Annotated in this window: 25 protein-coding genes; 15 read left to right on the top strand and 10 right to left on the bottom strand. The window is 68.6% G+C overall.

Going from position 1 to position 23,828, the window contains the following annotated elements; genetic code table 11:
- Positions 1–86 precede the first annotated feature (86 nt).
- The gene (locus tag DVH23_RS07245; RefSeq protein WP_114576780.1) at positions 87–1,100 is read left to right on the top strand and encodes an SGNH/GDSL hydrolase family protein; all 1,014 of its coding nucleotides are present in this window, start codon (positions 87–89) and stop codon (positions 1,098–1,100) included.
- A gap of 481 nt (positions 1,101–1,581) precedes the next feature.
- Here the strand turns inward: DVH23_RS07245 and DVH23_RS07240 are convergent, their stop codons facing one another.
- Positions 1,582–2,637 (bottom strand): lactonase family protein, encoded by a 1,056-nt coding sequence (locus DVH23_RS07240; protein WP_114576779.1) that lies wholly within the window; start codon positions 2,635–2,637, stop codon positions 1,582–1,584.
- 114 nt (positions 2,638–2,751) lie between these two features.
- Here DVH23_RS07240 and pepF point away from each other — a divergent pair, with 114 nt between their 5' ends.
- The 5 genes from pepF (at position 2,752) to DVH23_RS07215 (ending at position 8,259) form a co-directional block, all read left to right on the top strand.
- Positions 2,752–4,548: an oligoendopeptidase F gene (gene pepF, locus DVH23_RS07235; protein WP_114576778.1), complete on the top strand. Its 1,797-nt coding sequence runs from the start codon at positions 2,752–2,754 to the stop codon at positions 4,546–4,548.
- A gap of 113 nt (positions 4,549–4,661) precedes the next feature.
- On the top strand, positions 4,662–5,894 hold the full coding sequence (locus DVH23_RS07230) for a proteasome-activating nucleotidase (RefSeq protein ID WP_114576777.1): 1,233 nt from the start codon (positions 4,662–4,664) through the stop codon (positions 5,892–5,894).
- Between the two features lie 401 nt (positions 5,895–6,295).
- Positions 6,296–6,775 carry a pyruvoyl-dependent arginine decarboxylase gene (locus DVH23_RS07225; protein WP_114576776.1) on the top strand — a complete coding sequence of 160 codons (480 nt, stop codon included), beginning with the start codon at positions 6,296–6,298 and terminating at the stop codon, positions 6,773–6,775.
- A 129-nt stretch (positions 6,776–6,904) separates the two neighbouring features.
- The gene (locus DVH23_RS07220) at positions 6,905–7,300 is read left to right on the top strand and encodes a DUF5811 family protein (protein ID WP_114576775.1); all 396 of its coding nucleotides are present in this window, start codon (positions 6,905–6,907) and stop codon (positions 7,298–7,300) included.
- 95 nt (positions 7,301–7,395) lie between these two features.
- On the top strand, positions 7,396–8,259 hold the full coding sequence (locus DVH23_RS07215) for a hypothetical protein (protein ID WP_114576774.1): 864 nt from the start codon (positions 7,396–7,398) through the stop codon (positions 8,257–8,259).
- 22 nt (positions 8,260–8,281) lie between these two features.
- On the opposite strand, the gene infB is transcribed toward DVH23_RS07215, so the two are convergent.
- Positions 8,282–10,090 carry a translation initiation factor IF-2 gene (infB, locus tag DVH23_RS07210; protein WP_114576773.1) on the bottom strand — a complete coding sequence of 603 codons (1,809 nt, stop codon included), beginning with the start codon at positions 10,088–10,090 and terminating at the stop codon, positions 8,282–8,284.
- 111 nt (positions 10,091–10,201) lie between these two features.
- Here infB and DVH23_RS07205 point away from each other — a divergent pair, with 111 nt between their 5' ends.
- Both DVH23_RS07205 and DVH23_RS07200 read left to right on the top strand, forming a co-directional pair.
- Positions 10,202–10,447, top strand: a complete 246-nt coding sequence (locus DVH23_RS07205; RefSeq protein ID WP_114576772.1) for a PRC-barrel domain-containing protein — start codon at positions 10,202–10,204, stop codon at positions 10,445–10,447.
- Positions 10,448–10,451: 4 nt separating this feature from the next.
- On the top strand, positions 10,452–10,910 hold the full coding sequence (locus DVH23_RS07200; protein WP_114576771.1) for an NOB1 family endonuclease: 459 nt from the start codon (positions 10,452–10,454) through the stop codon (positions 10,908–10,910).
- Between the two features lie 40 nt (positions 10,911–10,950).
- On the opposite strand, the gene DVH23_RS07195 is transcribed toward DVH23_RS07200, so the two are convergent.
- Both DVH23_RS07195 and DVH23_RS07190 read right to left on the bottom strand, forming a co-directional pair.
- Positions 10,951–12,066: a CPBP family intramembrane glutamic endopeptidase gene (locus DVH23_RS07195; RefSeq protein WP_114576770.1), complete on the bottom strand. Its 1,116-nt coding sequence runs from the start codon at positions 12,064–12,066 to the stop codon at positions 10,951–10,953.
- A gap of 30 nt (positions 12,067–12,096) precedes the next feature.
- A complete protein-coding gene (locus DVH23_RS07190) occupies positions 12,097–13,419 on the bottom strand; it encodes a glucose-6-phosphate isomerase (protein WP_114576769.1) in 1,323 nt (440 codons plus the stop codon).
- Positions 13,420–13,550: 131 nt separating this feature from the next.
- Between DVH23_RS07190 and DVH23_RS07185 the strand changes: the two genes are divergently transcribed.
- From DVH23_RS07185 to DVH23_RS07175, 3 genes are read left to right on the top strand one after another with little or no spacing between them, the layout of a single operon-like run.
- Positions 13,551–14,090 (top strand): hypothetical protein, encoded by a 540-nt coding sequence (locus DVH23_RS07185; RefSeq protein ID WP_114576768.1) that lies wholly within the window; start codon positions 13,551–13,553, stop codon positions 14,088–14,090.
- Between the two features lie 37 nt (positions 14,091–14,127).
- Positions 14,128–14,607 carry a DUF5812 family protein gene (locus DVH23_RS07180; protein ID WP_114576767.1) on the top strand — a complete coding sequence of 160 codons (480 nt, stop codon included), beginning with the start codon at positions 14,128–14,130 and terminating at the stop codon, positions 14,605–14,607.
- Positions 14,608–14,619: 12 nt separating this feature from the next.
- Positions 14,620–15,108: an NUDIX hydrolase gene (locus tag DVH23_RS07175; RefSeq protein ID WP_114576766.1), complete on the top strand. Its 489-nt coding sequence runs from the start codon at positions 14,620–14,622 to the stop codon at positions 15,106–15,108.
- On the opposite strand, the gene DVH23_RS07170 is transcribed toward DVH23_RS07175, so the two are convergent.
- Entirely contained in the window at positions 15,105–15,377 is a 273-nt protein-coding gene (locus DVH23_RS07170) for a hypothetical protein (protein ID WP_114576765.1), read from the bottom strand. The genes DVH23_RS07175 and DVH23_RS07170 overlap by 4 nt on opposite strands.
- Positions 15,378–15,691: 314 nt before the next feature.
- Between DVH23_RS07170 and DVH23_RS07165 the strand changes: the two genes are divergently transcribed.
- On the top strand, positions 15,692–16,075 hold the full coding sequence (locus DVH23_RS07165) for a hypothetical protein (RefSeq protein WP_114576764.1): 384 nt from the start codon (positions 15,692–15,694) through the stop codon (positions 16,073–16,075).
- 14 nt (positions 16,076–16,089) lie between these two features.
- Here DVH23_RS07165 and DVH23_RS07160 read toward each other — a convergent pair whose 3' ends face one another.
- The gene (locus DVH23_RS07160) at positions 16,090–16,446 is read right to left on the bottom strand and encodes a hypothetical protein (protein WP_114576763.1); all 357 of its coding nucleotides are present in this window, start codon (positions 16,444–16,446) and stop codon (positions 16,090–16,092) included.
- Positions 16,447–16,562: 116 nt separating this feature from the next.
- Here DVH23_RS07160 and secF point away from each other — a divergent pair, with 116 nt between their 5' ends.
- The 3 genes from secF (at position 16,563) to DVH23_RS07145 (ending at position 19,853) form a co-directional block, all read left to right on the top strand.
- A complete protein-coding gene (secF, locus tag DVH23_RS07155; RefSeq protein ID WP_114576762.1) occupies positions 16,563–17,441 on the top strand; it encodes a protein translocase subunit SecF in 879 nt (292 codons plus the stop codon).
- Positions 17,441–19,027 (top strand): preprotein translocase subunit SecD, encoded by a 1,587-nt coding sequence (locus DVH23_RS07150; protein ID WP_114576761.1) that lies wholly within the window; start codon positions 17,441–17,443, stop codon positions 19,025–19,027. The genes secF and DVH23_RS07150 overlap by 1 nt, the downstream gene beginning before the upstream one ends.
- 109 nt (positions 19,028–19,136) lie before the next feature.
- Positions 19,137–19,853 (top strand): DUF2270 domain-containing protein, encoded by a 717-nt coding sequence (locus DVH23_RS07145; RefSeq protein ID WP_114576760.1) that lies wholly within the window; start codon positions 19,137–19,139, stop codon positions 19,851–19,853.
- Positions 19,854–19,872: 19 nt separating this feature from the next.
- Here the strand turns inward: DVH23_RS07145 and DVH23_RS07140 are convergent, their stop codons facing one another.
- From DVH23_RS07140 to DVH23_RS07125, 4 genes are all read right to left on the bottom strand, one after another.
- On the bottom strand, positions 19,873–20,883 hold the full coding sequence (locus tag DVH23_RS07140) for a sodium:calcium antiporter (RefSeq protein WP_114576759.1): 1,011 nt from the start codon (positions 20,881–20,883) through the stop codon (positions 19,873–19,875).
- A gap of 37 nt (positions 20,884–20,920) precedes the next feature.
- Positions 20,921–21,820, bottom strand: a complete 900-nt coding sequence (locus tag DVH23_RS07135; RefSeq protein ID WP_114576758.1) for a DUF502 domain-containing protein — start codon at positions 21,818–21,820, stop codon at positions 20,921–20,923.
- Positions 21,821–21,893: 73 nt separating this feature from the next.
- Entirely contained in the window at positions 21,894–22,550 is a 657-nt protein-coding gene (rnhB, locus tag DVH23_RS07130) for a ribonuclease HII (protein ID WP_114576757.1), read from the bottom strand.
- A gap of 180 nt (positions 22,551–22,730) precedes the next feature.
- Positions 22,731–23,828 (bottom strand): RNA-guided endonuclease TnpB family protein (locus tag DVH23_RS07125; protein WP_157972358.1); only part of this gene is annotated, 1,098 nt, incomplete at its 5' end.

Raw genomic sequence — 23,828 nt, 5'->3', positions numbered from 1 at the left:
GCGGGGAAGGAAGGAAACCGACGGACGAGAGCCAGGGCGTTCCAACAGAGCAATGTAACCCCGATCCGATCGCCGAGTCAGATCCAATGTCGATCGCCGAGTACCCGTCGATCTCGTTGCACAACGTCGCCGAGACGGTTCCCGCCGAGTGGAACCCCGAGGGCGACCGGCTTCGTCGCGTGCCCGCCTCCGTCGACGAGGGGCTGAACGACAGCGCCCGCGAGCGGGTGGGCGAACCCACGGGATGCGAGATCCGGTTCGTTCCCGAGGGGGACGCCGAGATCGAGGTGACGCTCTCTGCTCCCGAACCGACGAGAATCCACCCGTTCTGGGGCGTGTTCCAGCCCTGGAAGCCGACCGAGATCGGCCCCGAACCCGAGACCCTATCCCTCAGAGTTCCCGACCGGCTGGCCGACCTCTCCGAGGGCACCGAGACGGGCCGATTCGACCCGCGGGTCTGTCGGCTCCTTACCGAGCGCACGCCCGCGGTCGCCGTCCACGACGTCGCGGGGGAGTGTCGCCCGCCGACGGCCGACGAGCTTCCGGACACCCGATACCTCGCCTACGGAACCTCGATCACCGAGGGCGCCGCGGCCTCGACGCCCCACACGAACTACGTCACCCGGGTCGCCCGCGAACTGGGGTACGACGCCCTGAACCTCGGCTGTTCGGGCTCGGCGTACTGTGATCGGACGATGGCCGACCACATCGCGGGCCGCGAGGACTTCGACGTCGCGACGCTCTCGCTGTCGGTGAACATGGCCAACGCCGACTTCTCGATCGACGAGTTCCACTCTCGCGCCGAGACCTTCGTCGAGACGATCGCGGCGGCCCATCCCGAGAAACCGATCGCCTGCGTCACCCTCCTCCCGTACTTCGCGGACCTCACCGCCAGCGGCGACCGCGAGCGAAGCGAGGGCTTTCGCGACGCCTTGGGCTCGATCGTCGCCGACTCCGACCACGACGACCTCCACCTCGTCTCGGGCCCCGATCTGATGGAGGTCTCCGGACTGACCGCAGACCTCCTCCACCCGGGCGACGACGGGATGGCGATGATCGGGACCGCGCTGGCCGACCGGCTCGAGAGGATAGTCGAGTAGCCCGCCGAACGGAGCCGCCCCTGACGGCCGCGATCGTCCCCGTTACGCCGGTCGTGACACCACGCGTTGGGATCGAACCGCGCTCCGAGTTCGACGCCGAACGATCCGAGACGGAGCCAGCCGGGGGTGCAATCCGGAGGTCCCGTCGAACTCCCCGTCTCATACTGCAGTCTGTACCTGTGATTCTCCGCACTCGATCCCCTCGGGAACCGTGACGGACGGACAGCCGGTACCTCAGTTCGTATCGGCCGTCGCGTTGCGTCCGGGGCATGAGGAAGCGACCTCCTCGAGAAGGGATCTTTTTACCGAAACGCTCCGTGAACGGAGTATGGCCTCCGAATCCGATGAGGAGGAAGAACCGGAGGACGGAGTCAACGAGCGACTCGATCGAATCGTGAACTTTCTCGCGACCTACCTTCCGTAGCGGGCCGTTACGGACGCACGCTCGATCGTGGGCGGTATGCCCCAAATCGGGTGGGGACTACCCGGTCACGAACGCCAGACAGACCGGAGACGGACAGTCAGTCACCTCGCCCGTGGCCTCGAGGGCGCCGTCGCTCCCGACGGCGAAGGCGACGATCGTGTCGCTGTCGGCGTTCTCGGCGAACAGGACCTCGCCGGCGGGATCGAGCGCGAAGTTACGGGGCCACTCGCCCCGGGTCGGCTCGGTCCCGAGGAGGGTTGGGCGGCCGTCACCCCCGAGTTCGTAGACGGCGATCGAGTCGTGGCCGCGGTTCGAGCCGTAGAGAAACTCCCCGGTGGGATGAACGTGGATATCGGCCGCGGCGTTCTCGCCGTCGAACCCCTCGGGGAGCGTGCTCGCGACCGCGACCGGCTTGAGCCCGCCGGTGTCGAGGTCGCGTTCGAACGCCGTCACGGTCGAATCGAGTTCACCGATCACGTAGGCATAGCGGCCGGTCGGATCGAAGGCGAGGTGGCGCGGTCCGGCGCCGGGGTGGACGTCGACGTGGCCGCAGTCGGCGGGTTCGACGCGGCCGGCTACGGGATCGAGGGCGTAGACGAAGACGCGGTCGGCGCCGAGGTCGGGCGCGTAGGCGTACTCGCCGTCCGGGCCCGCGAGGAAGGCGTGGGGGTGCGGTTCGGACTGGCGGTCGGCGTCCGGGCCCGACCCCTCGTGGTCGACGACTGTCGTCGGCCCGCCGAGCCGGCCGTCCCCGTCGATCGGGAGCACCGACACCGTTCCGCCGCCGTACTGGGCGGTCAGCACGCATCGGCCGGTCGGATCGACGCTGCAGTAACACGGCGTCCCCCCGCCGCCCGTCGGGACCGCGTTCAGCCGCGAGAGGGTTCCACGCTCCTCGATCGTATAGGCGACGATCCGTCCGTCCTCGCCCTCCCGGTTGGCGACGTACAGGCGGGTTCCGTCGGGACTCGCGGCGAGAAACGCCGGGCGCGAGCCGCCGTCGGCCGCACCCGTCGTCTCGAGTCGCCCGTCCTCGAGGCGGAAGCCGAGGACGCCGTCCTCGCCGGCGTCGGTCGAGGCCGCGACGAACGCGAGCGTAGGATCGATCGCCATCGACGACCGTTCCGGGGCGAGCCGAATCACCCTGTCGGAAGCGGCGACGGCCGCGATTCTCTCTCCCTCGCGGCGTTCGTCACGCTTTACCCGTTGCGATTCGAAACCCGTGCCATGAGTTCGGTTCCCGAACGGTCCGAGGTGGACCCCGCCGACAAGTGGGATCTGGAGAGCATCTACGCGAGCGACGACGACTGGGAGGCGGCCTACGAGGCCGTCGAGGATCGCATCGACGAGCTGGAGTCCTACGAGGGACGCGCCGTGGAGGACGCCGGGACCCTCCTCGACGCCCTCGCCTGCCACGAGGAGGTCATGCGCGAGGTCGCGATGGTCGCCTCCTATGCCCGGATGCGAAGCGACGAGGACACGACCGACCAGCGCTACCAGGCGCTTTCGGCCCGCGCCCAGTCGCTTGCCGCCGAGGCCCAGTCGGCAGGCTCGTATCTCGAACCCGAGATCCAGTCGCTCACCCGCGAGGAGTTCGAGGCGATGTACGAGGCCGAACCCGAACTCGAGACCTACGACCACTACGTCGACGACGTCCTCCGGATGAAACCCCACACCCGGTCGGCGGAGGTCGAGGCCCTCCTCGCCGACTTGGGCGAGGTGACGGGGGCGACCGGCGATGTCTACAGCATGTTGTCGGACGCCGACATGACGTTTCCCGACGTCGAGGACAGCGATGGCGAGGCCGTCGAACTGACCCAGAGCAACTTCACGACGCTGCTCAAACGCCCCGACCGGGAGTTCCGTCGGCGGGTCCACGAGACGTACTTCGACGAGTGGGGCGACGTACGCAACACGGTCGCCTCCGCCTATAAGAACAGCGTCAAATCCGACGTGAAACTCGCCCGCGCCCGCAACTACGACACGGCCCGCGCGGCCGCCCTCGACGGCCCGAACGTCCCCGTCTCGGTGTACGACACCCTGGTCGAGACGGTCAACGACAACCTCGGGGCGCTCCACCGCCACGCCGAACTCAAGCGGGACGCCCTGGAACTCGACGAGCTCCGGATGTGGGACCTCTACATGCCCCTGACGGGCGACGAGGGTCCCGACCTCTCCTACGAGGAGGCGACCGACCACGTCGTCGAGGCGGTCGCGCCGCTGGGCGAGGAGTACCAGTCCCGGGTCGCCGAGGGTCTCGACTCCCGGTGGGTAGACGTCTACGAGAACGAGGGCAAACGATCGGGCGCGTACTCGGGTGGGACGTACGACACCCAGCCGTTCATCCTGATGAACTACCAGGACGACGTCTCCTCGATGTACACCCTGGCCCACGAACTGGGCCACTCGATGCACTCCGAACTCGCCTCCGAGAGCCAGCCCTACGTCTACTCGGGCTACGAGATCTTCGTCGCCGAGGTCGCGAGCACGGTCAACGAGGCGTTGCTCACCAACCACCTCCTCGCGACCGTCGAGGACGAGGCGTTCCGGCGCCACGTCGTCAACGAGTTCCTCGAACGGGTGCGCTCGACGCTGTTCCGCCAGACGCTGTTCGCGGAGTTTGAACACGAGACCCACCGGCTGGAAGAGGAAGGGGAGGCGCTGACCGCCGACCGTCTGGACGAGCTCTACGGCGACCTCAAGGGCCGCTACTACGAACCCGCGGCGGTAGACGACCGGATCGCCCGCGAGTGGATGCGGATCCCCCACTTCTACCGGGCCTTTTACGTCTACCAGTACTCGACCGGGATCGTCGCGGCGCTCGCCATCGCCGACGGTATCGAGGAGGACGGCGAGGCGCGGGCGGCCGACTACCGCGAGTTCCTCCGAAGCGGGTCCAGGGAGTACCCCCTCGAGCTCCTCCGGATCGCGGGCGTCGACATGGACTCCGCCGAGCCGATCGAGCGCGCGATCGGGAGCTACGAGGACCGGATCGCCGACCTCGAGTCGTTGCTGGACGCGTAAGCGGGGATTACTCGCGCGTTCGGCCGTCAGACCCGCGATTCGGTCGAAGCCCGAGAAAACGGTCGGGACCCAAAGGCACATTTACGGTCCACGACTTACCGGTGTACAACAGGATGTCCCGAAGCCCGTCGCTTCCCGATCGACCGACGCGCGAGATCGATCCGGAGCTACCCGACGACAAACGACTCGAGGCGCTTCGCTCTCACTTCTACGAGATCGCCGAGGTCAACGCCGAACTCGACGACCAGCTCGAGGCCGCGACCGAGCGCCGCGAGCAACTCCAGGAGGAGGCAGACCGCGTCGAACGCGAGAACAAGGCCCTGAAGAGCTCCTCGCTGTACGTCGCGACCGTCGAGGACACGTTCGACGACGGCGAGGTCGTCGTCAAACAACACGGCAACAATCAGGAGGTGCTGACCGAGGCCGCCCCGCGGACCTACGAGCGCTTGGACGCCGGCGACCGGGTCGCCGTCGACGACTCCTTTGGCATCCAGACGGTGCTCAACGCCGAGACCGACGCGCGGGCCCAGGCGATGGAGATCACCGAGAGCCCCGAGGTCGGCTACGAGGAGATCGGCGGCATCGACGAGCAGGTCCGAGACGTCCGCGAGGCCGTCGAACAGCCCCTCTCCCAGCCCGAGGTCTTCGAGGAGGTCGGAATCGACCCGCCCTCGGGCGTCCTGCTCTACGGCCCGCCGGGCACGGGCAAGACCATGCTCGCCAAAGCGGTCGCGAACAAGACCGACGCCACCTTCATCAAGATGGCCGGCTCGGAACTCGTCCGGAAGTTCATCGGCGAGGGCTCCCGGCTCGTCCGGGACCTCTTCGAGATGGCCCGCGAACGAGAGCCCGCCATCATCTTCATCGACGAGATCGACGCCATCGCCGCCACCCGAACCGAGTCAAAGACCTCCGGTGATGCGGAGGTCCAGCGGACGATGATGCAACTGCTCTCCGAGATGGATGGCTTCGAGGCCCGCGGCGAGGTCCGGATCATCGCCGCGACCAACCGCTTCGACATGCTCGATCGCGCGATCCTCCGGCCCGGCCGCTTCGACCGCCTCATCGAGGTCCCCGAACCCGACGAGGCGGGCCGCGAGCGGATCTTCGAGATCCACACCCGCGGGATGGAAGTCGCCGAGGACGTCGACTTCGCCGCCCTCGCCGCCGAAACCGACGGCTACAGCGGCGCCGAGATCGAGAGTCTAACGACCGAGGCCGGGATGTTCGCGATCCGGGACGACCGGACCACCGTCGAGACCGGCGACTTCGAGGCCGCCATCGAGAAGATCGAGGACGACGACGGGAGCGACGTCGTGCCCGCGGCGGGCTACTTCTACCAATAGACGACCAACCTTTTGCGCTGCGTGCGGTCGCAAGGCGACCGCACTCGGCAAAATCTCGAAAGAGCGCGAATCGCGCTCTTTCGGACCTCGCGGAATCTCCGATTCCGCTTAGCGTTGATGAAAAGCACTCCTCTCTCCGTTTCGCTCACTTCGTTCGCGCCACATCGGTCGTCGGCCCGCTCGCTCCTTGCAGTCGCTCGCGGTGAGTATCGATAGGACGCCTGCCCTTTCCCGTTGAGCGAAACCTTCGGTTTCACGATGCTCGAAAGGGCTTGCTCTTTCGTTGGATCGCGGAGCCTTCAGTTCTTCAGGCTCCGCTCACGGCCACCGACCGCCACCCTGATCGCGCAGGTCGTCCACGGATCGCAAGCCCTTACGCCGCCGATCCCCGACCCCAGCCAATGGGAACGATTCGGATCGTCCGGGGGTCGGCGTCGGCGCCGACGGAGATGGCCGCCTACGACGCGGCGCTCGCGGCGGCGGGGATCTGCAACTACAACCTGGTCCCCGTCTCCTCGGTGATCCCCGAGGACGCCGAGGTTCGGGCGGTCGGAACCGCCCCGGATCTCGGACCGGTGGGCGAGAAACTGACGGTCGTCGAGGCGCGGGCGACCGTCGCCGGCCCGGGCCGGGCAAGCGCGGCGCTGGGCTGGACTCGAGAGGGAGAGTCGGGGCCGGGACTGTTCTACGAGGCCGCGGGCGAGGCCGACGCCGACGACGTCCGCCGTCGGGTCCGGGAGGGTCTCGAGGCCGGCGGCGACCTTCGGGAGTGGGATCTGGGCGAACCCGACGACCGCGTCGAGACCGCGAGCGCCGAGCCGGGGACGTACACGTCGGCGGTCGTCCTCGCCGTCTACGGCGAGAGCGAGCCGATCCTGTAGCGATCGGCGGCCACCCTCGCAGTCGGTTCCGACTCCGTGGGCACCCTCCGATCGACGTGTGCGAACCGGTCACAACGGGAGCCGAACGCTTTTTGATCGGGCGACTCCTTGTGGGGGTAGCGAGTTCTCATGAACGGAAACACGCCGTACGGTGGGCTGCCGGGTGTCACGAACGCCGGGGAACGGGCGGCCGAGGATGTCGCCGAGCTGTCCGGCGAGCAGAAACGCGCCCTCAACCGGGACGTCTCCCGGATCGCCGCCCTAACCCGGGAGTTCCTCCCCGACGAGTACGTCGTCCAGGGCGACGTCGCCGACGGCGCGACCGGCCCACAGGTCCGCGTCGCCGTCCGCCCGCCGGTCGGCCACCCCGTCAGCGCGGGCTTTACGCCCGACGTGGAGGCGGCCATCGACGACGAGATGATCGCGGCCGACGAACGCTCGGAGGTCGCCCGCGGGCTGGCCGCGAGCGCAGCCCTCCAGGTCAAACAGGCCATCGGCGACGGCGTCGAGCCGACCGCGCGGTAGACGGTCGATCCCTGTCGGCTCCGCCACTCGGGTTTGGGTGAAAAGAACGTTTCACGTTACCCACGTTTTTCTTTGGGTGACGGTCAAGGACGGGTATGGACCGGCGCGCGTTCGTTTCGACGGTCGGAGCGGGTACGGGACTCGTCCTCACGGGCTGTCTGAGCGATGGCGACTCCGATCCCGGCGGGAGCGACGAGAGAGACGGCGACTCGACTGACTCCGACGAATCCACGGAATCGAACGGTTCTACCGAATCCGATGGATCCACGGAATCCACCGACTCGAACGGGTCTACCGAGTCAAACGACTCGAATCGATCCACCGAATCGAACGACTCGAACAGGTCTACCGATTCCACAGATTCCACGGACTCCGGCGACTCGAACGAGACGATCGGCTGGCACGGGAGTCCCAGAATAAACTCCCCGGAGGACAGCGGGATGGAGCTCCGGGAGCCGCCGTCGTGTGGCGAGAGTCTCGTTCCCCTCTCGGGGAAGTTCGAGGAGGTCGAGTACGGACGGCTCGAGTACGACACCGGCGAGATGTTCGAACTCGAGGTCTCTCCCGACCCCGTCGCGCTCGGCGAGGAGATCACGGCGACGCTTCGATGGCTGGAGGGAGACGACAACTCCCGGTTCGGAACCGGCGAGAAGTTCACCGTCGAACGGGAGACCGACGACGGCTGGGAATCCATCTATCGGGTGGATTCGGCCCTCGAGACTTGGATGGATATGGGCTCGATAAAGCCGGAGTCGTCCCCGCCGACCGCGTGGTTCGAGTGGTCGCTGACGCTGACCCGGGAGGGGATGGCGAAGCCGACGCTCGGCGAAACGCCGTACGCGGTCTGTGAGCCCCTCGAACCGGGCACGTACCGGTTCGTCTACTGGAGCGTCAGTTCGCCGGAGGGCAGGGAGGACACCGATCTCGGAATCGGCAGCGAGTTCACCGTGACCGAGTAGCGGGTGTTCTCCGAGCGAGGAGCTACTTCCCCCAGAAGGGGTCGCGTTTCCGGCGGCGCTCCAAGTACATGTTGAGCGCCTCGAGTTCGTCGGCGGGTATCTCGTCGGCGAGTTCCTGTTCGAGGATCTTCGCGTGTTTCTCGGGGAGTTCGATCCAGAGCTCGTCGTCCTCCTCGATGTCGCGGCCGACGGTTGGGCCGTCGATGGCGACGCTGACGCGCTCGCCCGCGCGGGCCTCGTCCACGTCCTCGCCCTGTTCCTGGATGCCCTTGATCTGGCCGACGCGATCGGTCTCGTTGCCCTCGAAGGCGGCGACGAAGGCGTTGGTCCGGATCGTGCCCGAGCCGACCTCGACGCCGACGACCGCGGGATCGTTCTGGCGGAAGACGTGATCGGGGAGGATCCGGAAGCGGGCGGGTCGAGTGATCGACTCGAGGACCGTGTCCTGCTGGGCGCGTTCGCGCTCCTCGACGAACCGCTCGTAGCCCTCGATCAGCTGGTAGATGACGTCGTCGGTAAACAGGCGAACGTCGTCGATCTCGGCGCGGCGCTCGGCGTCGTCCAGCACGTCGACGTTGAAACCGAGGATGACGCGTTCGTTCGCGTCGTCGGCCGTCGAGGCGACCGAGACGTCCCGGGGGGCGACGTCGCCGACCTCCGCGCGGACGATGGGGACCTCGGCGTCGGCCAGGGCGTCGGCCATCGCCTCGAGACTGCCGAGGGTGTCGGCCTTGACGACGACGCCCTCATCGGCGGTGTCGACGGCGATGTCGGCGAGTTCGGCCCTGACTTCGGCGATCACGTCCTCGACGGGACGGTCTCTGACCACTCGGACGGGCGCGCCGGCCATCGCATCGCCGAGGTCGGGCGCGGCGATCTTGATCCCCGAGGCCGCAGAGACCTCATCGACGCGCTCGAAGCGGCTCTCGGTGCGGATCTCGGCGAGCGGGCGGGGCTGGAGCAAGGCCCGGACGTCGGTGACGATCGGGTCGTTGGTTCCGCCGACGACGAGGCGGTCGTCGGCCCGGATCGTTCCGTCGTAGAGGACGGTGTCGATCGTCGTCCCGAACCCTTTCTCCTCCTTTACTTCCAACACGGTGCCGACGCCGGGACCGGCGACATCGATCTCCATCTCCGCTTTCATGTAGCGCTGGGAGAGCCCCATCATCACCGCCAGCAGGTCCGGCACCCCCTCGCCGGTCATCGCCGACACGGGGACGACGCCGACGTTGCGTTGGAAGTTCTGGACCCGCCAGTAGAGGTCCGCGGAGAACCCCGCCTCCGAAAGCTGGCCGATGATCTCGTAGAGGGCGGTGTCGACGGCGCCCTGGACGCGCTCGGATTGCTGGTCGTAGGTGCTCTGGATCGGGGTGTCCTCGTTGGCGTTCCAGCCCGGGACGGTGTCGACCTTGTTCGCCGCGACGATGAAGGGGGTCTCCGAGCGCTGGAGGATCTCGAGGGCCTCGCGGGTCTGGGGCTGGAAGCCGTCGTTGACGTCGACCACCAGGATCGCGATGTCCGCGAGCGCGCCGCCCCGCGATCGCAGGGTAGTAAACGAGTGGTGGCCCGGCGTGTCGATGAACAGGAGTCCGGGGAGGTCGAAGTCGTCGGGCTCGACGAGGTCGCCCGCGATCTCAGAGATGACCTCGAGGGGCACCGCGGTCGCGCCGATGTGTTGGGTGATCGCGCCGGCTTCGCCCTCGATGACCGCCGAACCCCGGACCTTGTCCAGCAGGCTCGTCTTGCCGTGGTCGACGTGGCCGAGCACGGCGACGATCGGCGTTCTGAGGGAGGGTGTATGAGCGTCCGTCTCTGTATCGGTATCCGACATGGTGACCACCCGAGAAGGGACTGGTAATGTGGTCCCCGGGGCGACAGTTAAACCCATCGTCTGGCCCGGCGGCCCCGTGGCGTTTAATAGTCATAAGTCAGAAGGGGAGGTATGAGCGACGTACTCGCGGAGAACCTGTTCGGGCGTCTCGTCATGGGCTCGGACGGCACCGAACTGGGGATGCTGTACAACATCACGGTCGATACGCACTCGGGGAAGCTCCACGACCTCGTCGTCGAACCCGACGACGACGTGGCCACTCGATCCGTCGACTTCGAGCAGGACGACACCGGTCGCTTCTACGTCCCGATCGATCGGGTCCGTGCGGTCAAAGACTACATCGTCGTCCAGCGCTGAGGTCATGCACGTCCTCGACTCCTCGGCGTTCATCCACGACTTTCACACCACCGAGCGGACGGCGACGATCCCGATGGTCCGCGAGGAGCTGACCGACGAGAGCGCCTACCGTTACGACGCCATGGAGGGGTCGGGGATGTACGTCCACATTCCCGACGACGACACCTTCGAGACCGTCCGGCGGGCCGCAAAGGAATCGGGCGACTTAGCGGAGCTTTCGGAGACCGACGTCAGACTCGTCGCCGCCGCCTTCGAACTCGACGCCGTCCTCGTCACCGACGACTACGCGATGCAGAACGTCGCCGAGAAGCTGAACGTGGACGTCGAGGTGATCGCCCGCGAGGGGATCGAGGAACAACGCGACTGGCGCTTCCAGTGTCAGGGCTGTGGCCGGGAGTTCGACGAGGAGAAAGAGCGGTGTCCGATCTGTGGCTCGGAGCTCGCCCGGAAGAACCCGTCCTGACGATCCGTTCTATCGACCCGTCGTGGCCCCCGAGCCCCGCTCACGCGTACGTGACGTAGAGGTTCGCGAAGACGATCGCGTTGTAGAGCCCGTGGACCAGCGCGGGCACGACGAGGTTCTCGGTTCGCTCGTAGAGGGCCCCGAGCACGATCGAGAGCCCGAAGACGACCGCGAGGCTCGCGATCACGGCGCCGACCGTGGCAGTGTTGTAGCTAATGACGTGAACGACCGCGAAGAGGACGCTGCCGACGACGACGCTGCCGGCCCGCGAGAACTCGCCGTACAGCGACTTCTGGATGACGTTTCGGTAGAGCAGCTCCTCGAAGGGGCCGATGACGAGGACGGCGGCGGGGATGAGCACGAGGAGGATCTCGGGGTTCTCGGCCGCTGCCTCGGCCGTCGAGTGCGTCGATTGCTCGGCGCCGACGGCGCTCATCAGCGCGCTGATCGCGAGCAACACGGCGACGAGGGCGACAAGCCCGCCGACCGTCCAGCCGACGTCCCGCAGGGAGGGGACCCGAACGTCGAGAAACGACAACGGCCGGTCGGTGAGCCGGAGGTAGGCGACGGCGACCGCGCCGGTGCCGACGGCCATTCCGAGCTGCGAGAGGACGATCTCCTCGGTCTGTGAGAACGTCCCGAGGACGACTATCGCCGGGACGGCGACGACGAAGGTCGCCGCGTACGCCGCGAGGAGGCCGACCGCGCCGACGACCCCCAAACCCATGGCGAGGCGCGTCCGCGTGAGGACCTCGCGATCCCCGAGGCCGACGGCCTCGGCGACCCCGAGCGCCAGCGCGCCGCCGGCGGCGAGGACGGCGACGACGACCGTCGGCACCGACACCGGCCCGAACCCGACCGGCCCGACCAGCCCCCGGTTCAGCGCGTAGCCCGCGAGCAAGAGTGCGCCGAGGCTCGCGGCCGCGGCGACGATCCCGGCCGGCCGCTTCCCGATGGCGCCGTGGCGACGGAGCACGAACGCGCCGACGGCCGCGGCGGCGAGGCCGGCCGCCGCAAACACCGCGAGCGCGTCGACCCCGCTCCGGGTCACCGGCGAGAGCAGGCCCACGAGCGCGAGCCCCGCCAGCACCGTCCCGACGGCCGGGACGACCCGGTCGCTGCCGACGCCACCCGCACTCTCCACCCGTTCGGTCATACCTCTCCCTTCGGCTCCGCCCCCAAAGCGTCACCGCATCGACGCGCCCGACGGGCCGCCGATCCGCAGTTCGGTCTTCTCGGCGACCGCCTCGCTCTCGGCGAACTCGCCGCCGCCGAGCAGGCCGCGGGTCGCGCGTTTGGCCCACTCGACGGCGGGCTGGTCGAACGCGGAGACGCCCGCGAGTTCGCCCGCGAGCACGCAGGCCGCCTCCATCCCGTAGAGCAGGCCGCCGACCGAGCGGGCGTCTACCGAGTCGATCTCGAGGCGGACGGTCGGCCGGCCCGCGGCCGCGAGGCTCGCCTCGGTCGCCTCGAACTCGGCGTCGATCAGCTCCTCGAGACCCGCACCCGAGAGGTAGTCCAGGTCCTCGATCCCCGCGTCGGGGATCTCTCGCTCCCCGCGTTCCCGGGGGGTGACGAACGTGACGAGGGTGTCGCGGGGACCCGCGCGATAGCGCTGGAGCTGAGAGTGCTGGTCGGTCGCGCCAAGCGCCCGGACGGGCGCCTGGCCCAACCCGTCCTTGCCGAGGCTCTCGGCCCACAGCTGGGCGAACCACTCGGCGAAGGTCTCTAAGGACTCAGCATAGGGCATCATCGCGTTGACCGACGCCCCGCGCGTCTCGAGGGCGTAGGTCGTCGCGCCGTAGGCGTAGGCCGGACAGGAAAAGAGCGATCCCGAGAGCGTCTCGCGTTCTGCGCGAGCACCGTCGAGGATCGCCTCGATGTCGTGGCCACAGACTGCGGGCGCGAACAGCCCGACCGGAGAGAGCGCCGAGAACCGGCCCGGAACTCCGTCGGGGACCGCGAGTTTTGGGAGGTCGTGGCCGTCGGCGAGTTCGGCCAGCGGGCCCGACTCGCCGGTCGTCACCACGGTCCGGTCGGTCCAGTCCACGCCCGCCTCCTCCATGGCCTCCCTGACGACGAGGAAGTTCGCGAGCGTCTCGGCGGTCGTTCCCGACCGGGAGACGACGTTGACGGCGGTACGCTCGAGGGGGAGGTTGGCGAGCCGCCGGGAGACCCAGTCGGGATCGACGTTGTCCAGAAAGACCGTCTCGACCTCGCCGGAGCCGAGGGCGTCGACGAGCGTCTTCGCGCCGAGGGCGCTGCCGCCGATGCCGACCGTGACGAGCGCCTCGGGATCGATCTCCAACGAGTCGACGGCGCCGTGGATCGGCTCGGGGTCGGTCTCGACGGGGAGCTCGAGGGCGGCGTAGCCGTGTTCGCCCTCGGCGCGCCCGGCCTCGATGCGTTCGTGGGCCCGCGCGACGCGCTCGTCGAGGCGTTCCAGCGAGTCCCGCGAGACCCCCGGCGAGGCGACCGACGCGAGCGCGTTGCCGACGTCTATCTCCATACGCCTGCCCCGACCGCCGGGGCCAAAGGCGTTCCGTCGTGAGCCGTCGCCGTACGTCGTCCGTCGGGCCCGTCGTGCTCCGCCATCCGCCGACCGCACCGCTTATTCCGCCGGCCGCCGTACCCTCGGCAATGGCAAACGCGGCCGACGACCGGTCCTACAGCGGGTTGCTCGGCGCCTTCCCCTACGCCTTCCGCCGGAGCGGCTCCCTCCTGTTCAAGCTCTACGCGGCAGTGGGCGGGCTGCTGGCCGCCGGCGTTGCGGTGATCTTCGCGCTCGCACTGGTCGTCCTCATCGCGGACACGGCCGCCGCCTCCGGCGGGACGATCTCGCTCATGCGCGCGTTCTTCGTCGTCGTCGCCCTGCTCGTCGTCGGCCCCCTCGTCGCCCCGGTGCTGTTCGTCGCTCGCCGGCATCGTCGGGGCAGCGGCGACCGCGATAGGGGGGCGGACGCGACCTACGACCGCCGGCTCGCGGTTTCGGGCTTCGCGTTCGCCGCGTCGGTGTACGTCGCCCTGATCGTCTCGACGCCACCCGCCCAGCAGGTCGGGACCGACGGGACGGGCGGCGCCCTGTTGGAGGCGCTGTACGCCCTCCCCGCCCCCGTCGGCCTCCTGTTGCCGGTCGTCGCGGCGCTCGCGATCTACGCCGTCCACCTGCGCTCGCGCTAACGAAAGCCCGAAGCCCGCGGCTCGCCTCCCCCCGCCCATGAGCGAACGGAGCGGGACCTTCATCGTCACCGAGGCCGACCCCGACAGCGCCATCGTCCGGGATGTAGAAACCGCACAGCTCCACACCCTCTCTGCGAACCCCGACCTCGAGACGGGCGACGTCCTCGAGGCGACCCTCGCGCCCGAACCGCCGATGGAGGTCACCTGGGAGGTGGCCGAGATCGAGGATCGCCGGACCGTCGAGGTCGTCGACAGCGATCTGGCACCCACCACCCAGGAGCAGGAGGTCGCCGCCGGGACCGACGTCGGCGACGTCGCCCGGATCGAGCGGGCGGGAACCGGCGAGATCCACGTTCTCCCGGTCCCGCCCGGCGAGGTCGAGGCCGCCGCCGAGGACGTCCTCGAGGACACGGAGACGGTCGCGCGGGCGGCCCGTCTCGAGGCCGTCCGGGTCGAGGTGCGGCGGTCGGCCGAGGAGGGGGAGGGCGTCGTCAGCGTGCGCTACCTGCCGGACTGATTCACCCGACTGATGGATCGGTTTCCACCGGAGGTCCCGCGCGAGCCACAGACTCTCAGGCTCCCCGAGTCCAAACTCCACGACCTCCGGGAGTGGGCCCTCGAGGGAACCGCGCTCGCGGCCGCGACGCGAGTCCTCGACCCCGACGGGCGGATCGCGCTCGTCAGGAACGCCTGGACCGACGGCTGGTTTCTCCCCGGCGGGAGCGTCGAGCCCGGCGAACCGCCGGCGGCCGCGGCCCGCCGGGAGCTACGCGAGGAGACCGGACTCGAGGGGACCGTCGGCTCGCCGCTCGTCGTCCTCGACCAGCGCTACGTCTCGGCGGACGACGGCCGGGAGCGGTTCTCGGCACGGTTCGTCGTCTATTCGGCCCGCGCGAGCGGCGAGATCCCCGATCCCTCGGAACTGGGCGTCGCCGAGGACGAGATCGAGGCGGCCCGGTGGTTCGAGTCGCTTCCTGAGGCCCTCCACGACGACGAGTACCTCCGGGAGTACCTCTAGGGCCGTCTGAACGTGTAGCTCGTGGTCTCGCCCTCGACGGTGAGCGTGCCCGCCTCGTGGTCGACGACGAACTCGGCGTCGCCCTCCCGCTCGAACCCGTGGAGGGGCATCCCCGTCTCGACGCGCCCCTCCCGCCCGATCTCGACGTGGGCCGATCCGAACTCGATCCGGATCCGGTCGTCGTCGACGGTCGTCTCCGCGCCGTCGGCGAACCGGCGCAGTTGTGCGGTCAGTTCCACCCAGTCGGAGAGTTCGACCCGTTCGGCCATGGACCACGGACGGCCCGCGGGGACTAATACTCCGCCCCGGTCGCGACGGCCGGCGGCCGCGTCAGTGGGGTGCCCCCCTCGAGGACTCTCGACGCGTTCGACGCGTTCGACGCGATCGACCCGGAGCGAGACGGAATGAACGTTTGGATGCCGTCCCTTCTTTCTGCGGATTCGGGGCGAGAAATTGGGACACGCTTTTGTCGAGACGCTCGCTGTATCCCGGTAGCGAGACGGGTCCCGGCGGCGTCCGGTCGCATGGTGGAGTCCGGACGACCTGCGGGACGGCCGTCTCCGATGAGAACCGAACGCAATAGATGAAGCTACACGTCATCGACGGCGACGGGACCGCGGCCGTCATCCACGACGACCTGGAGATCGAGTCCGAGGACCCGATCTCGACGGAGCTACGGCGGTTCCTCGAGCGGACGGAACGCGACCGCGAGGGGCCGGTCAGCCTCGAGTCCCTCGAGGCGGAGTTCCTCGTCGAGCTCTACGTGGAGACGCCGGTTCGACGGGTAGAGCCGGCGTCCGAACGGCGCCGGGTCCGGTGGGAGCGGCCGCCCGCGCGCTACGGCCCGCCGACGGGCGAACGAGGGGAGCGTACGGAGACGGGAAGCGTCGGCCGTGGCGACGGCTTCGAGCCCGACTCTCCCAGTCGGTCGCCGAGTGCCGACGGCGCCGATGGAGCCGACGAGTAGCCCGCCGACCGTCGTTAGCTCTCGGGAGCTCCCTCGCTCTGGACCTGCCAGCTCCCCTCGATCCCGCAGGCCTCCCGGACGGCGTACTCGATCTCGGTGTCCCCGCCGACCCGCGAGCCGCCCTCGATCTCCTCGACGCGGAGGGGGACGTCGAGCGTCGAGCCACAGCAGCCGACGTCGACGAACTCCTCCCAGACGTCGCCCGCCGCGGCCGCGTCGTGGGTCTTTCCGAGCCACGCCAGAAACGAGGGTTCCTCAAGCCGGGAGCGGCCCCACTCCGAGAGGTCCGCGGGGTAGGAGACGACGATCCGGTCGGCCTCCGCGGTCGGTTCCTCGCTCGCTCCGCCGTGTCGGTCGGTCCCTCGAGCCATGTTCAGTACACGGCCTCGAGGGGGAAAGCTCTCCCGCCCGCCTGGAGCCGCGTCGTGGTCGGCGCCCGCTGGCGGAAGTGAGAAGGCTTACCTGGGGTCCGTTCGACGTGCGGACGATGGGGGGCTTCGACGTCCCGGAGATCGATTACACGCCCTACTCCGACCGCCAGCTCGCGGCGGTTCCGCTCGCGGTGTTGGCCCTCGCGCTCGCGATACTGCTGGGCTGGTACCTGCTGACCGGCGCGCCCGTCGCGATGGGCATCGAGTTCGCCGGCGGAACCGAGCTGACCGTCGACACCGCCAGCGACCGCGCCGAGATCCCCGCGGCGTTCGACGCCGAACCCGAGTCGGTCCAGGCCGTCCAGGCCGACGACGACCGCTACATCGTCCAGTTCGCCTCGACCGACGAGTCCGCCCTGAGCGAACAGGCCGAGGCCAACCTGGAGCCGGCAGGCGACGGGGAGGTCGTCCAGTCGGTGACGTCGACGTCCGCCGCCTTCGGCGCCCAGGCCCAGCGGACCGCGCTTTTGGGGGTGGGAGCCGCCTTCGTCGGAATGAGTCTCCTCGCGTTCGCGCTCTTCCGGACGGTCGTCCCGAGCGTCGCCATCGTCGTCTCGGCGTTTTCGGACATCGTGATCCCGCTTGCGGTGATGAACCTCGTGGGGATCCCGCTCTCACTCGGCACCGTCGCTGCACTCCTGATGCTGATCGGCTACTCCGTCGACTCCGACATCCTGCTCAACAACTCGGTGCTCCGGCGGGGCGGCGACTTCACCGAGAGCGTCCACCGCGCGATGCGAACCGGGGTGACGATGACCGTGACCTCGATGGCCGCGATGGCGGTGATGGCCGTCGCCGCGACCGCCTTCGGCATCGACCTGCTTTCCTCGATCGGGCTGATCCTTTTCGTCGGGCTGGCGGCCGACCTGCTGAACACCTACCTGCTGAACCTGAGCCTCCTGCGGTGGTACGTCCACGAGGGGGTGGCCCGCTGATGGGACTTCGATCGGTCGTCGGGGCCCACTGGCGGGTCATCCTCCTCGTGATCCTCGTGGGCGTCGCCCTCGTCGCGCTGTTCGTCCCCGGCGGGCTCCTCCCCCAGGACGAGTTCGCCGGCGGCGGAAACGAGAGCGCCGACGCCGGCGCCACCCCCACGAACCTCGCCTACGGACTCGGGCTCGACGGCGGCACCCGGATCAGCGCCCCGGTCGTCGGTACCACCGCCGAGGGGTTGGAGATCGAACCCGACCGGGCGGGCGAGGTCGAGGCGACCCTCGAGGACGAACTCGGGGTCGACTCCGCGAACGTCAGCGTCCAGTTCCACCAGGAAAGCGGCTTTCACACCGCCGAGCTGTTCGTCGACGACGTCTCCCACGAGGAGTTCGCCGCGACTCTCCAGGCGGCCGGCGTCGATGCGACGGAAGGCGACGTCCGCGACGGCGTCACCCAGTCGACACGGGACTCGATCATCCGGACGATCGAGACGAAGATCAACGAGGCCGGCCTCTCGGGCGGGCGGGTCTCCCAGTCGTCGGCCCCCAACGGCCAGTACTACATCGTTACGGAGGTCCCCGACCGCACGCCCGCGGAGCTTCGCACCCTGCTCTCCGACCGCGGGATCGTCGAGGTCCGGGCTCACTACCCCGACGGCGAGGGCGGCCAGACCAACGAGACGGTCCTCGAGCAGGGCGACTTCGCGGGCGTCGATCCGGCGGCATACAACGAGCAGAACGGCCACCATGTCCCGGTGAGCGTCTCCGAGGAGGCGGCCCCGGAGTTCCAGGCCGCGATGAACGAGTACGGCTTCACGGGTCCGGGGGTCGGCCAGTGTGGCTTCGGCGAGCCCGGAACCGAGGGGCAAAACTACTGTCTGCTGACCATCGTCGACGGCGAGGTCGTCGACGCCCACAGCATGGGTCCCGATCTCGCGGGGCCGATGCGGACCGGCGAGTGGGTCGAGGACCCCCAGTTCGTCATGGCCGCGCCCTCCCAGGCCGAGGCCCAGGCGCTGTCGGTCAACCTCCGAGCGGGGAGCCTGCGGGCGCCGCTTGACTTCGAGAACGACCGGACGTTCTCGGTCGAGCCCGCCCTGGCCGACCAGTTCAAGCTGTTCTCGCTGGTCACGGGCGTCCTCTCGGTACTGACGGTGAGCGGCGTCGTCTACCTCCGCTACGCCGACCGGCGGGTCGCGGGGCCGATGGTCGTGACCGCGCTCGCGGAGGTGGTGATCCTGCTCGGCTTCGCGGCGGCGATCCGGATGCCCCTGGATCTCTCCCACGTCGCCGGCTTCATCGCGGTCGTCGGCACCGGCGTCGACGACCTCATCATCATCGCCGACGAGGTGATGGAGGAAGGCGACGTCAACTCCCGGCGGGTGTTCGCCTCCCGCTTCAGGAAGGCGTTCTGGGTGATCGGGGCCGCCGCCGCGACGACGATCATCGCGATGGCGCCCCTCGCCGTCCTCAGCCTCGGCGATCTGCGCGGGTTCGCGATCATCACCATCCTCGGGGTGTTGATCGGCGTCTTCGTCACCCGTCCGGCCTACGGCGACATCCTGCGATACCTGCTGACCGGGGAGTAGCCCGCCGGCGTCGCGGCGCCACTGGCTCTCGCCCCCCGACCGTCGCCGAAACCGGGACGTCACGCCCGGCGACGCGGCGTGTTTTATCCGCTGGGACCCTACTCGTGGCATGGGACCCGACGACGACTCGTTCGACCCCGAACGCGAGGAAGGACGCGAGGTGGCCGCCGAGGCCGGGCGGGAGTCCTCGGACTTCCTCTCCTTGCTCCCCCACTACTACCGCGGCGAGGTCGGCCAGATGTCGACGGGGGTCAGCCGGCTCGACCTCACCGTCGACTGGGCGATCGGCCTGCTCGCCGCCGTCCTCGCGCTGTCGTTTGCGACCCCCGACAGCCCGCCGTACTTCCTGCTGATCGGAATGCTCGCGCTGTCGATCCTTCTGGCCTTCGACCTCCGGCGATACCGGTCGTACGACGCGACGCGGGCGCGGGTCCGTCTGATCGAGGAGAACGTCTTCGCCAACGCCTTCGATCCCGACGGGGCGGTCCACCGGGAGTGGCGCCGGGCGATCGCCGACGACCTCCGGAAGCCGACGCTGAAGGTCTCGAGGCGGGAGGCGATGACCCGGCGCCTGCGGCGGGTGTACTTCCCCCTCCAGAGCGTCCTGCTGGTCGCGTGGATCTTCCGGATCACGGTCTTCGTCTCGGGGGAAGACTGGCTCGAGACGGCCTCGGTCCCGGGGATCCCGGGAACCGTCGTCGTCGCGGTCGTCCTCGGCTACTACCTCGCGCTCCTGGGAGTGACGGTCTGGCCGACCCCCCGGCAGGCAAAAGGCGAGTACCACGACGTGAACCCGGGCGAGTGGAAGGACGAGGACGAGGAGTGACGGGCGTGCTGGCTCCACCCTACCCGGTCTCGGGGAGCACGCCCGTGAGGCCGACGCTCTCGACGACGAGCCAGACGACGAAGCAAGTGTAGAGGCCGAGCAACAGCCAGGCCTCCCGCCGGGAGAGGGCCATCTCGGTGCGCGCGATGACGAAGAAGGCGACGGTCGCCCCGACCAGGAAGGCCATCATCGGGACGACGTTGGGGAAGGCGATCGGGAACGAGCCGGCGACGAGCACCCCGACGGGGATCGCCACCAGCAGGTCGAAGACGTTGCTCCCGAGCACGTTCGCCAGGCTCACCGTCGGCCGGCCCTCCCGGGCCGCGACGATGCTGACGAACGCGTCGGGGACGCTCGAGCCCGCGGCGACGACGGTCATCCCCCAGAGAAAGGCGGGGGTTCCGAACGCGTCGCCGAGCCCGATGGCCGCCCGGACGAGCCCCTCGACCCCGATGACGATCAACACGAGGCCGCCTCCGAAGCGGAGCCAGGTCCGTCCCAGCGCGATCGAGGCGTCCCGGGTCATGCCCCCCTCCGAGATCTCGAGATACTGGGTGTAGAGGTAGAGCCCGTAGAGCGCGAGGGGGACGAGCGCGAGCGGGCGGGTCACGTTCCCCGAGAGGGCACCGTCGGTGGGGTAGTAGATCACCGAAAGCGAGAAGGTGAGCAGGAGGGTCGCGACCGCGAGCATGTAGAACAGCGACTCCTTGAAGACGAGGTCGCGGCTCGTCTCCGCGCGTCCGCCGACGAGCACCGAGATCGCGGGGATCACGAGCAGGTTGAACACGGCCGAGCCGACGATGGCGCCGATCCCGAGTTCGAACTCGCCGTGGAGTCCCGCCGCCACGAGGACGCTCGCGAGCTCGGGCATGCTCGAGCCGACGGCGGCGATGATCGCGCCCTGGACGACCGCGGGCGCGCCGTAGGCGACCGCGAGGTCGGCGGCGGCGTCCTCGAGACGGCTGCTGCCGACCCAGACGACCGCGGTCGCGACCGCGGCGACGGCGAGGAGAGCGAGGACGGAGAGCACAGCGGTCGATCACTCGGGGGCGGAATAAAGGACGCGATCAGTTCCGGCGGTCGTTCTCCCGGTCGCCGCCGGCGTGCTCGTCTCTGGCCGCGTCGCTCCCGGCCCGGAACCGCCGGCCGTCGGTCGTCTCGTCGGCTTCGTCGCCGGAGTCGGTCAGATCCGGCCCGTTCTCGATGACCTCCTGGACGACGGGAGTGTCGAGCGCGAGGTCGATATCGGCCTGGTCGGACTCGTGGCCGGAGACGCCGCTGGTGATGATGTTCCGGACTCCCTCCTCGACTGTCATCTCGACGTCGTGGAGCTGGTCGGGCGAGACGTAGGTGAGAAACCCACCAGTGACCGGGTTCGGCGCGAACGGGATGAACATCGTCACCGACCCGTCGCCGGTCGCGTCCTCGACGACCGAAGGGGCCTCGCCCACCCGGAAGCCGATGACGTACGTTCCCTCGCCGTGGAGTTCGACCAGGTTGACCTCCTGGAAGTTGTCGACGTCGTCGTCGAGCATGATGTCGCCCATCCGCCGGAAGCTCCGATAGACGGTGCCGACCCCGGGGATCGACTCGATGGCGACGTCGAAGAAGTCGACCAGTCGCCGGCCCCACGGGTGGTAGGCGATCAGACCGATGACGACGATGAGCGCGAACAGCGCGAGCAACGCGATGATCTCGGTGAGGAAGTCGATCGTCCAGCGGTAGAGCCCGATGTCGGCGAGCAGGGGAAGAAAGCCGGTCGCCTCGATCAGATCGAACACGCCGACGAAGTCCAGAAAGGCGATGATCGGTCCGAGCGCGCCGGCGACGAACCCGAGTGCCACCTGGAGCACGTAGACGGTGACGACGATCGGGACGATGATCGCGATCCCCGCGAGGACGACCTCGCTGATCTCCGTGTAGATCGACTTGCCCGCACGAAACGGCCCCCAGTCGTCGCCGTTCATCGTCGCCTCCCTGTCACGCGACGGGATAACCACGGTATCGGCAAGGAGATGAGGCTTGCATGACCCGCCATGTTCAAAACTCCCCCAGCCCGCGTTGTTCGGCCGCCGCGAGCGCGTCGGCGCAGGTCGCCCACGACTCCCGGGCAGCGGGCGGCAGTTCGCCGTGGTCGGCGACGTAGCCCTCGATGTACGCGCGGGTCGTCGGGTCGCTCGGGTAGCCGCTGCCGACCGTGCCGTACTCCTCGGCGAGAGTCGCGACGTGGGCGTCCCGGGAGACCTTCGCGACGATGCTCGCCGCGGCGACGACCGGGTCCGCGTCGTCGGCGGCGTGTTCGGCCTCGACCGCCACGGCGGCCTCGCAGGCCGCCTCGACCCGATCCGCAAAACGGGCGGCGTCGGTGTCGCAGGCGTCACACAGCCCCGGGACCGGCTCGTCGCCGCCGAGCCCCGACAGCGCCCCGTCGATCGCCTCGGCGTGGGCGGAGACCGCGAGCCCGTTCATATCGGTCTCGGGGTCGTCGATCCGTTCGGTCGTGATCTCGGCGACGCCGATCCGGACCCGGTCGTCCCCTCGAAGGGCGGCGGCGAGCTCCTCGCGGCGCTCCGGGGACAGGCGTTTCGAGTCCGCGACTCCCTCGGGGAGCGCACTCGGGTCAGCGACGTAGAGGGCCGCGGCGAACATCGACCCCAGCGCCGGTCCCTTGCCGGCCTCGTCGGCTCCGAACGGCATGACTCGGCGGTCGGACGGCCGGGACAAAACCGTTGTGGCTCCCGGTGGCCGTGGGTGGGACGAGCCTGGTTCTCATGGCCACCCTCTTGCCCGCACTGCCCAGTAGAGTTGACCACCTCCCGCGCCTAAAGTCGCGGGAATCCCACCATGGGATTTCAGGCCGAGCGCGGCCCTAAGGTTTCAAGACGCATACGCTCCAAGCGTCAATTGCTGGGTTTCAGCATCGGCTTGGCTGTCTTGCGGGCCGGTCAAACGACCCCCTTCCTCAGCCGAGTCATCGCCATCCGTGTGTTCTCTTGAATGGCTCTCTCCGCCGAGGTAGCGGTCTGCAATATTGAGCGCGGCGTTGATGTCTGCGTGGTACTCCGAAACCCAACACTCCGAGTTGGAACACTTGAACGTCGCTTGGTCGGGTCGGTAGCCCTGCTCTCCGCAACAGTGGCACGTCTTTGAGGTGTATGCAGGATTCACTGTTTCCACGCGAATCCCTTTCTCGGTGGCCTTGTACCGAATCTGGGCGTGCATCTTTGCGAAGCCCCATCCGTGAAGCCGCCGGTTCATGAACGCGCCGTAGTCCATGTTCTCGCGGATGTGAGTCAAGTCTTCCAGAACCAGCACGAGGTTCTCGAATTGGCCGGCGTAGGCGACGACCTCCGACGTGACCGTGTGAAGGATGTGTTCGACGTGTCGCCACAACTCGTCGCCGTAGGATTCAGCGATACGTTCGCTTCCGCGTTTCTCAAGGCGTCGAGTCGCCGTGAAATACGTCTCACGGAGTTGTCGCACTTGCTTGCCCTCGTCGTTCCAGAGGTTGGGTGTAGCCGGGGAGCCGCGCTCGTCACGGTGACACACCGTTACCAACGAGGCTTCCCCGATGTCTACCCCAATCGGCGTTTCGTCCGCCGAACTGGGTCGTTCCTCCACGTCCCGCGTTGCAACGATGTGCACGTACCACTCGCCACCACGGTCGAACAGCCGACACTCGCCCATCGTCGCGTCTCCCACGTGCAATGCTTCCAGCCACTCTCGCTGTTCGGGGTTCGGTTGCGCGGGGAGCCACAGGTTGTAGTCGTCGTGGTGCGGGATTTTGACGTACCACTCGATGGCGTTCTGTGGGTTGTGGTCGAGCTTCGGACCTTCGTTCGTGAACTGAACAGGGTGGTCGTCGTGAATCTCGTTCGCGTCGTAGCTTCCGCCACAGAGTTGTGGGACGTACTTCTTGAGCGCGTTCTTCGCGTATCCGCTCAGATCGTAGTTTACCACCACGTCATTCGCTTC

The organism is Saliphagus sp. LR7 (assembly GCF_003344565.1).
In the GTDB taxonomy this organism is placed as follows: Archaea; Halobacteriota; Halobacteria; order Halobacteriales; family Natrialbaceae; genus Saliphagus; species Saliphagus infecundisoli.
The sequence above is the reverse complement of the archived record's forward strand: the minus strand, read 5'-3'. Positions and strand labels throughout refer to the sequence as shown.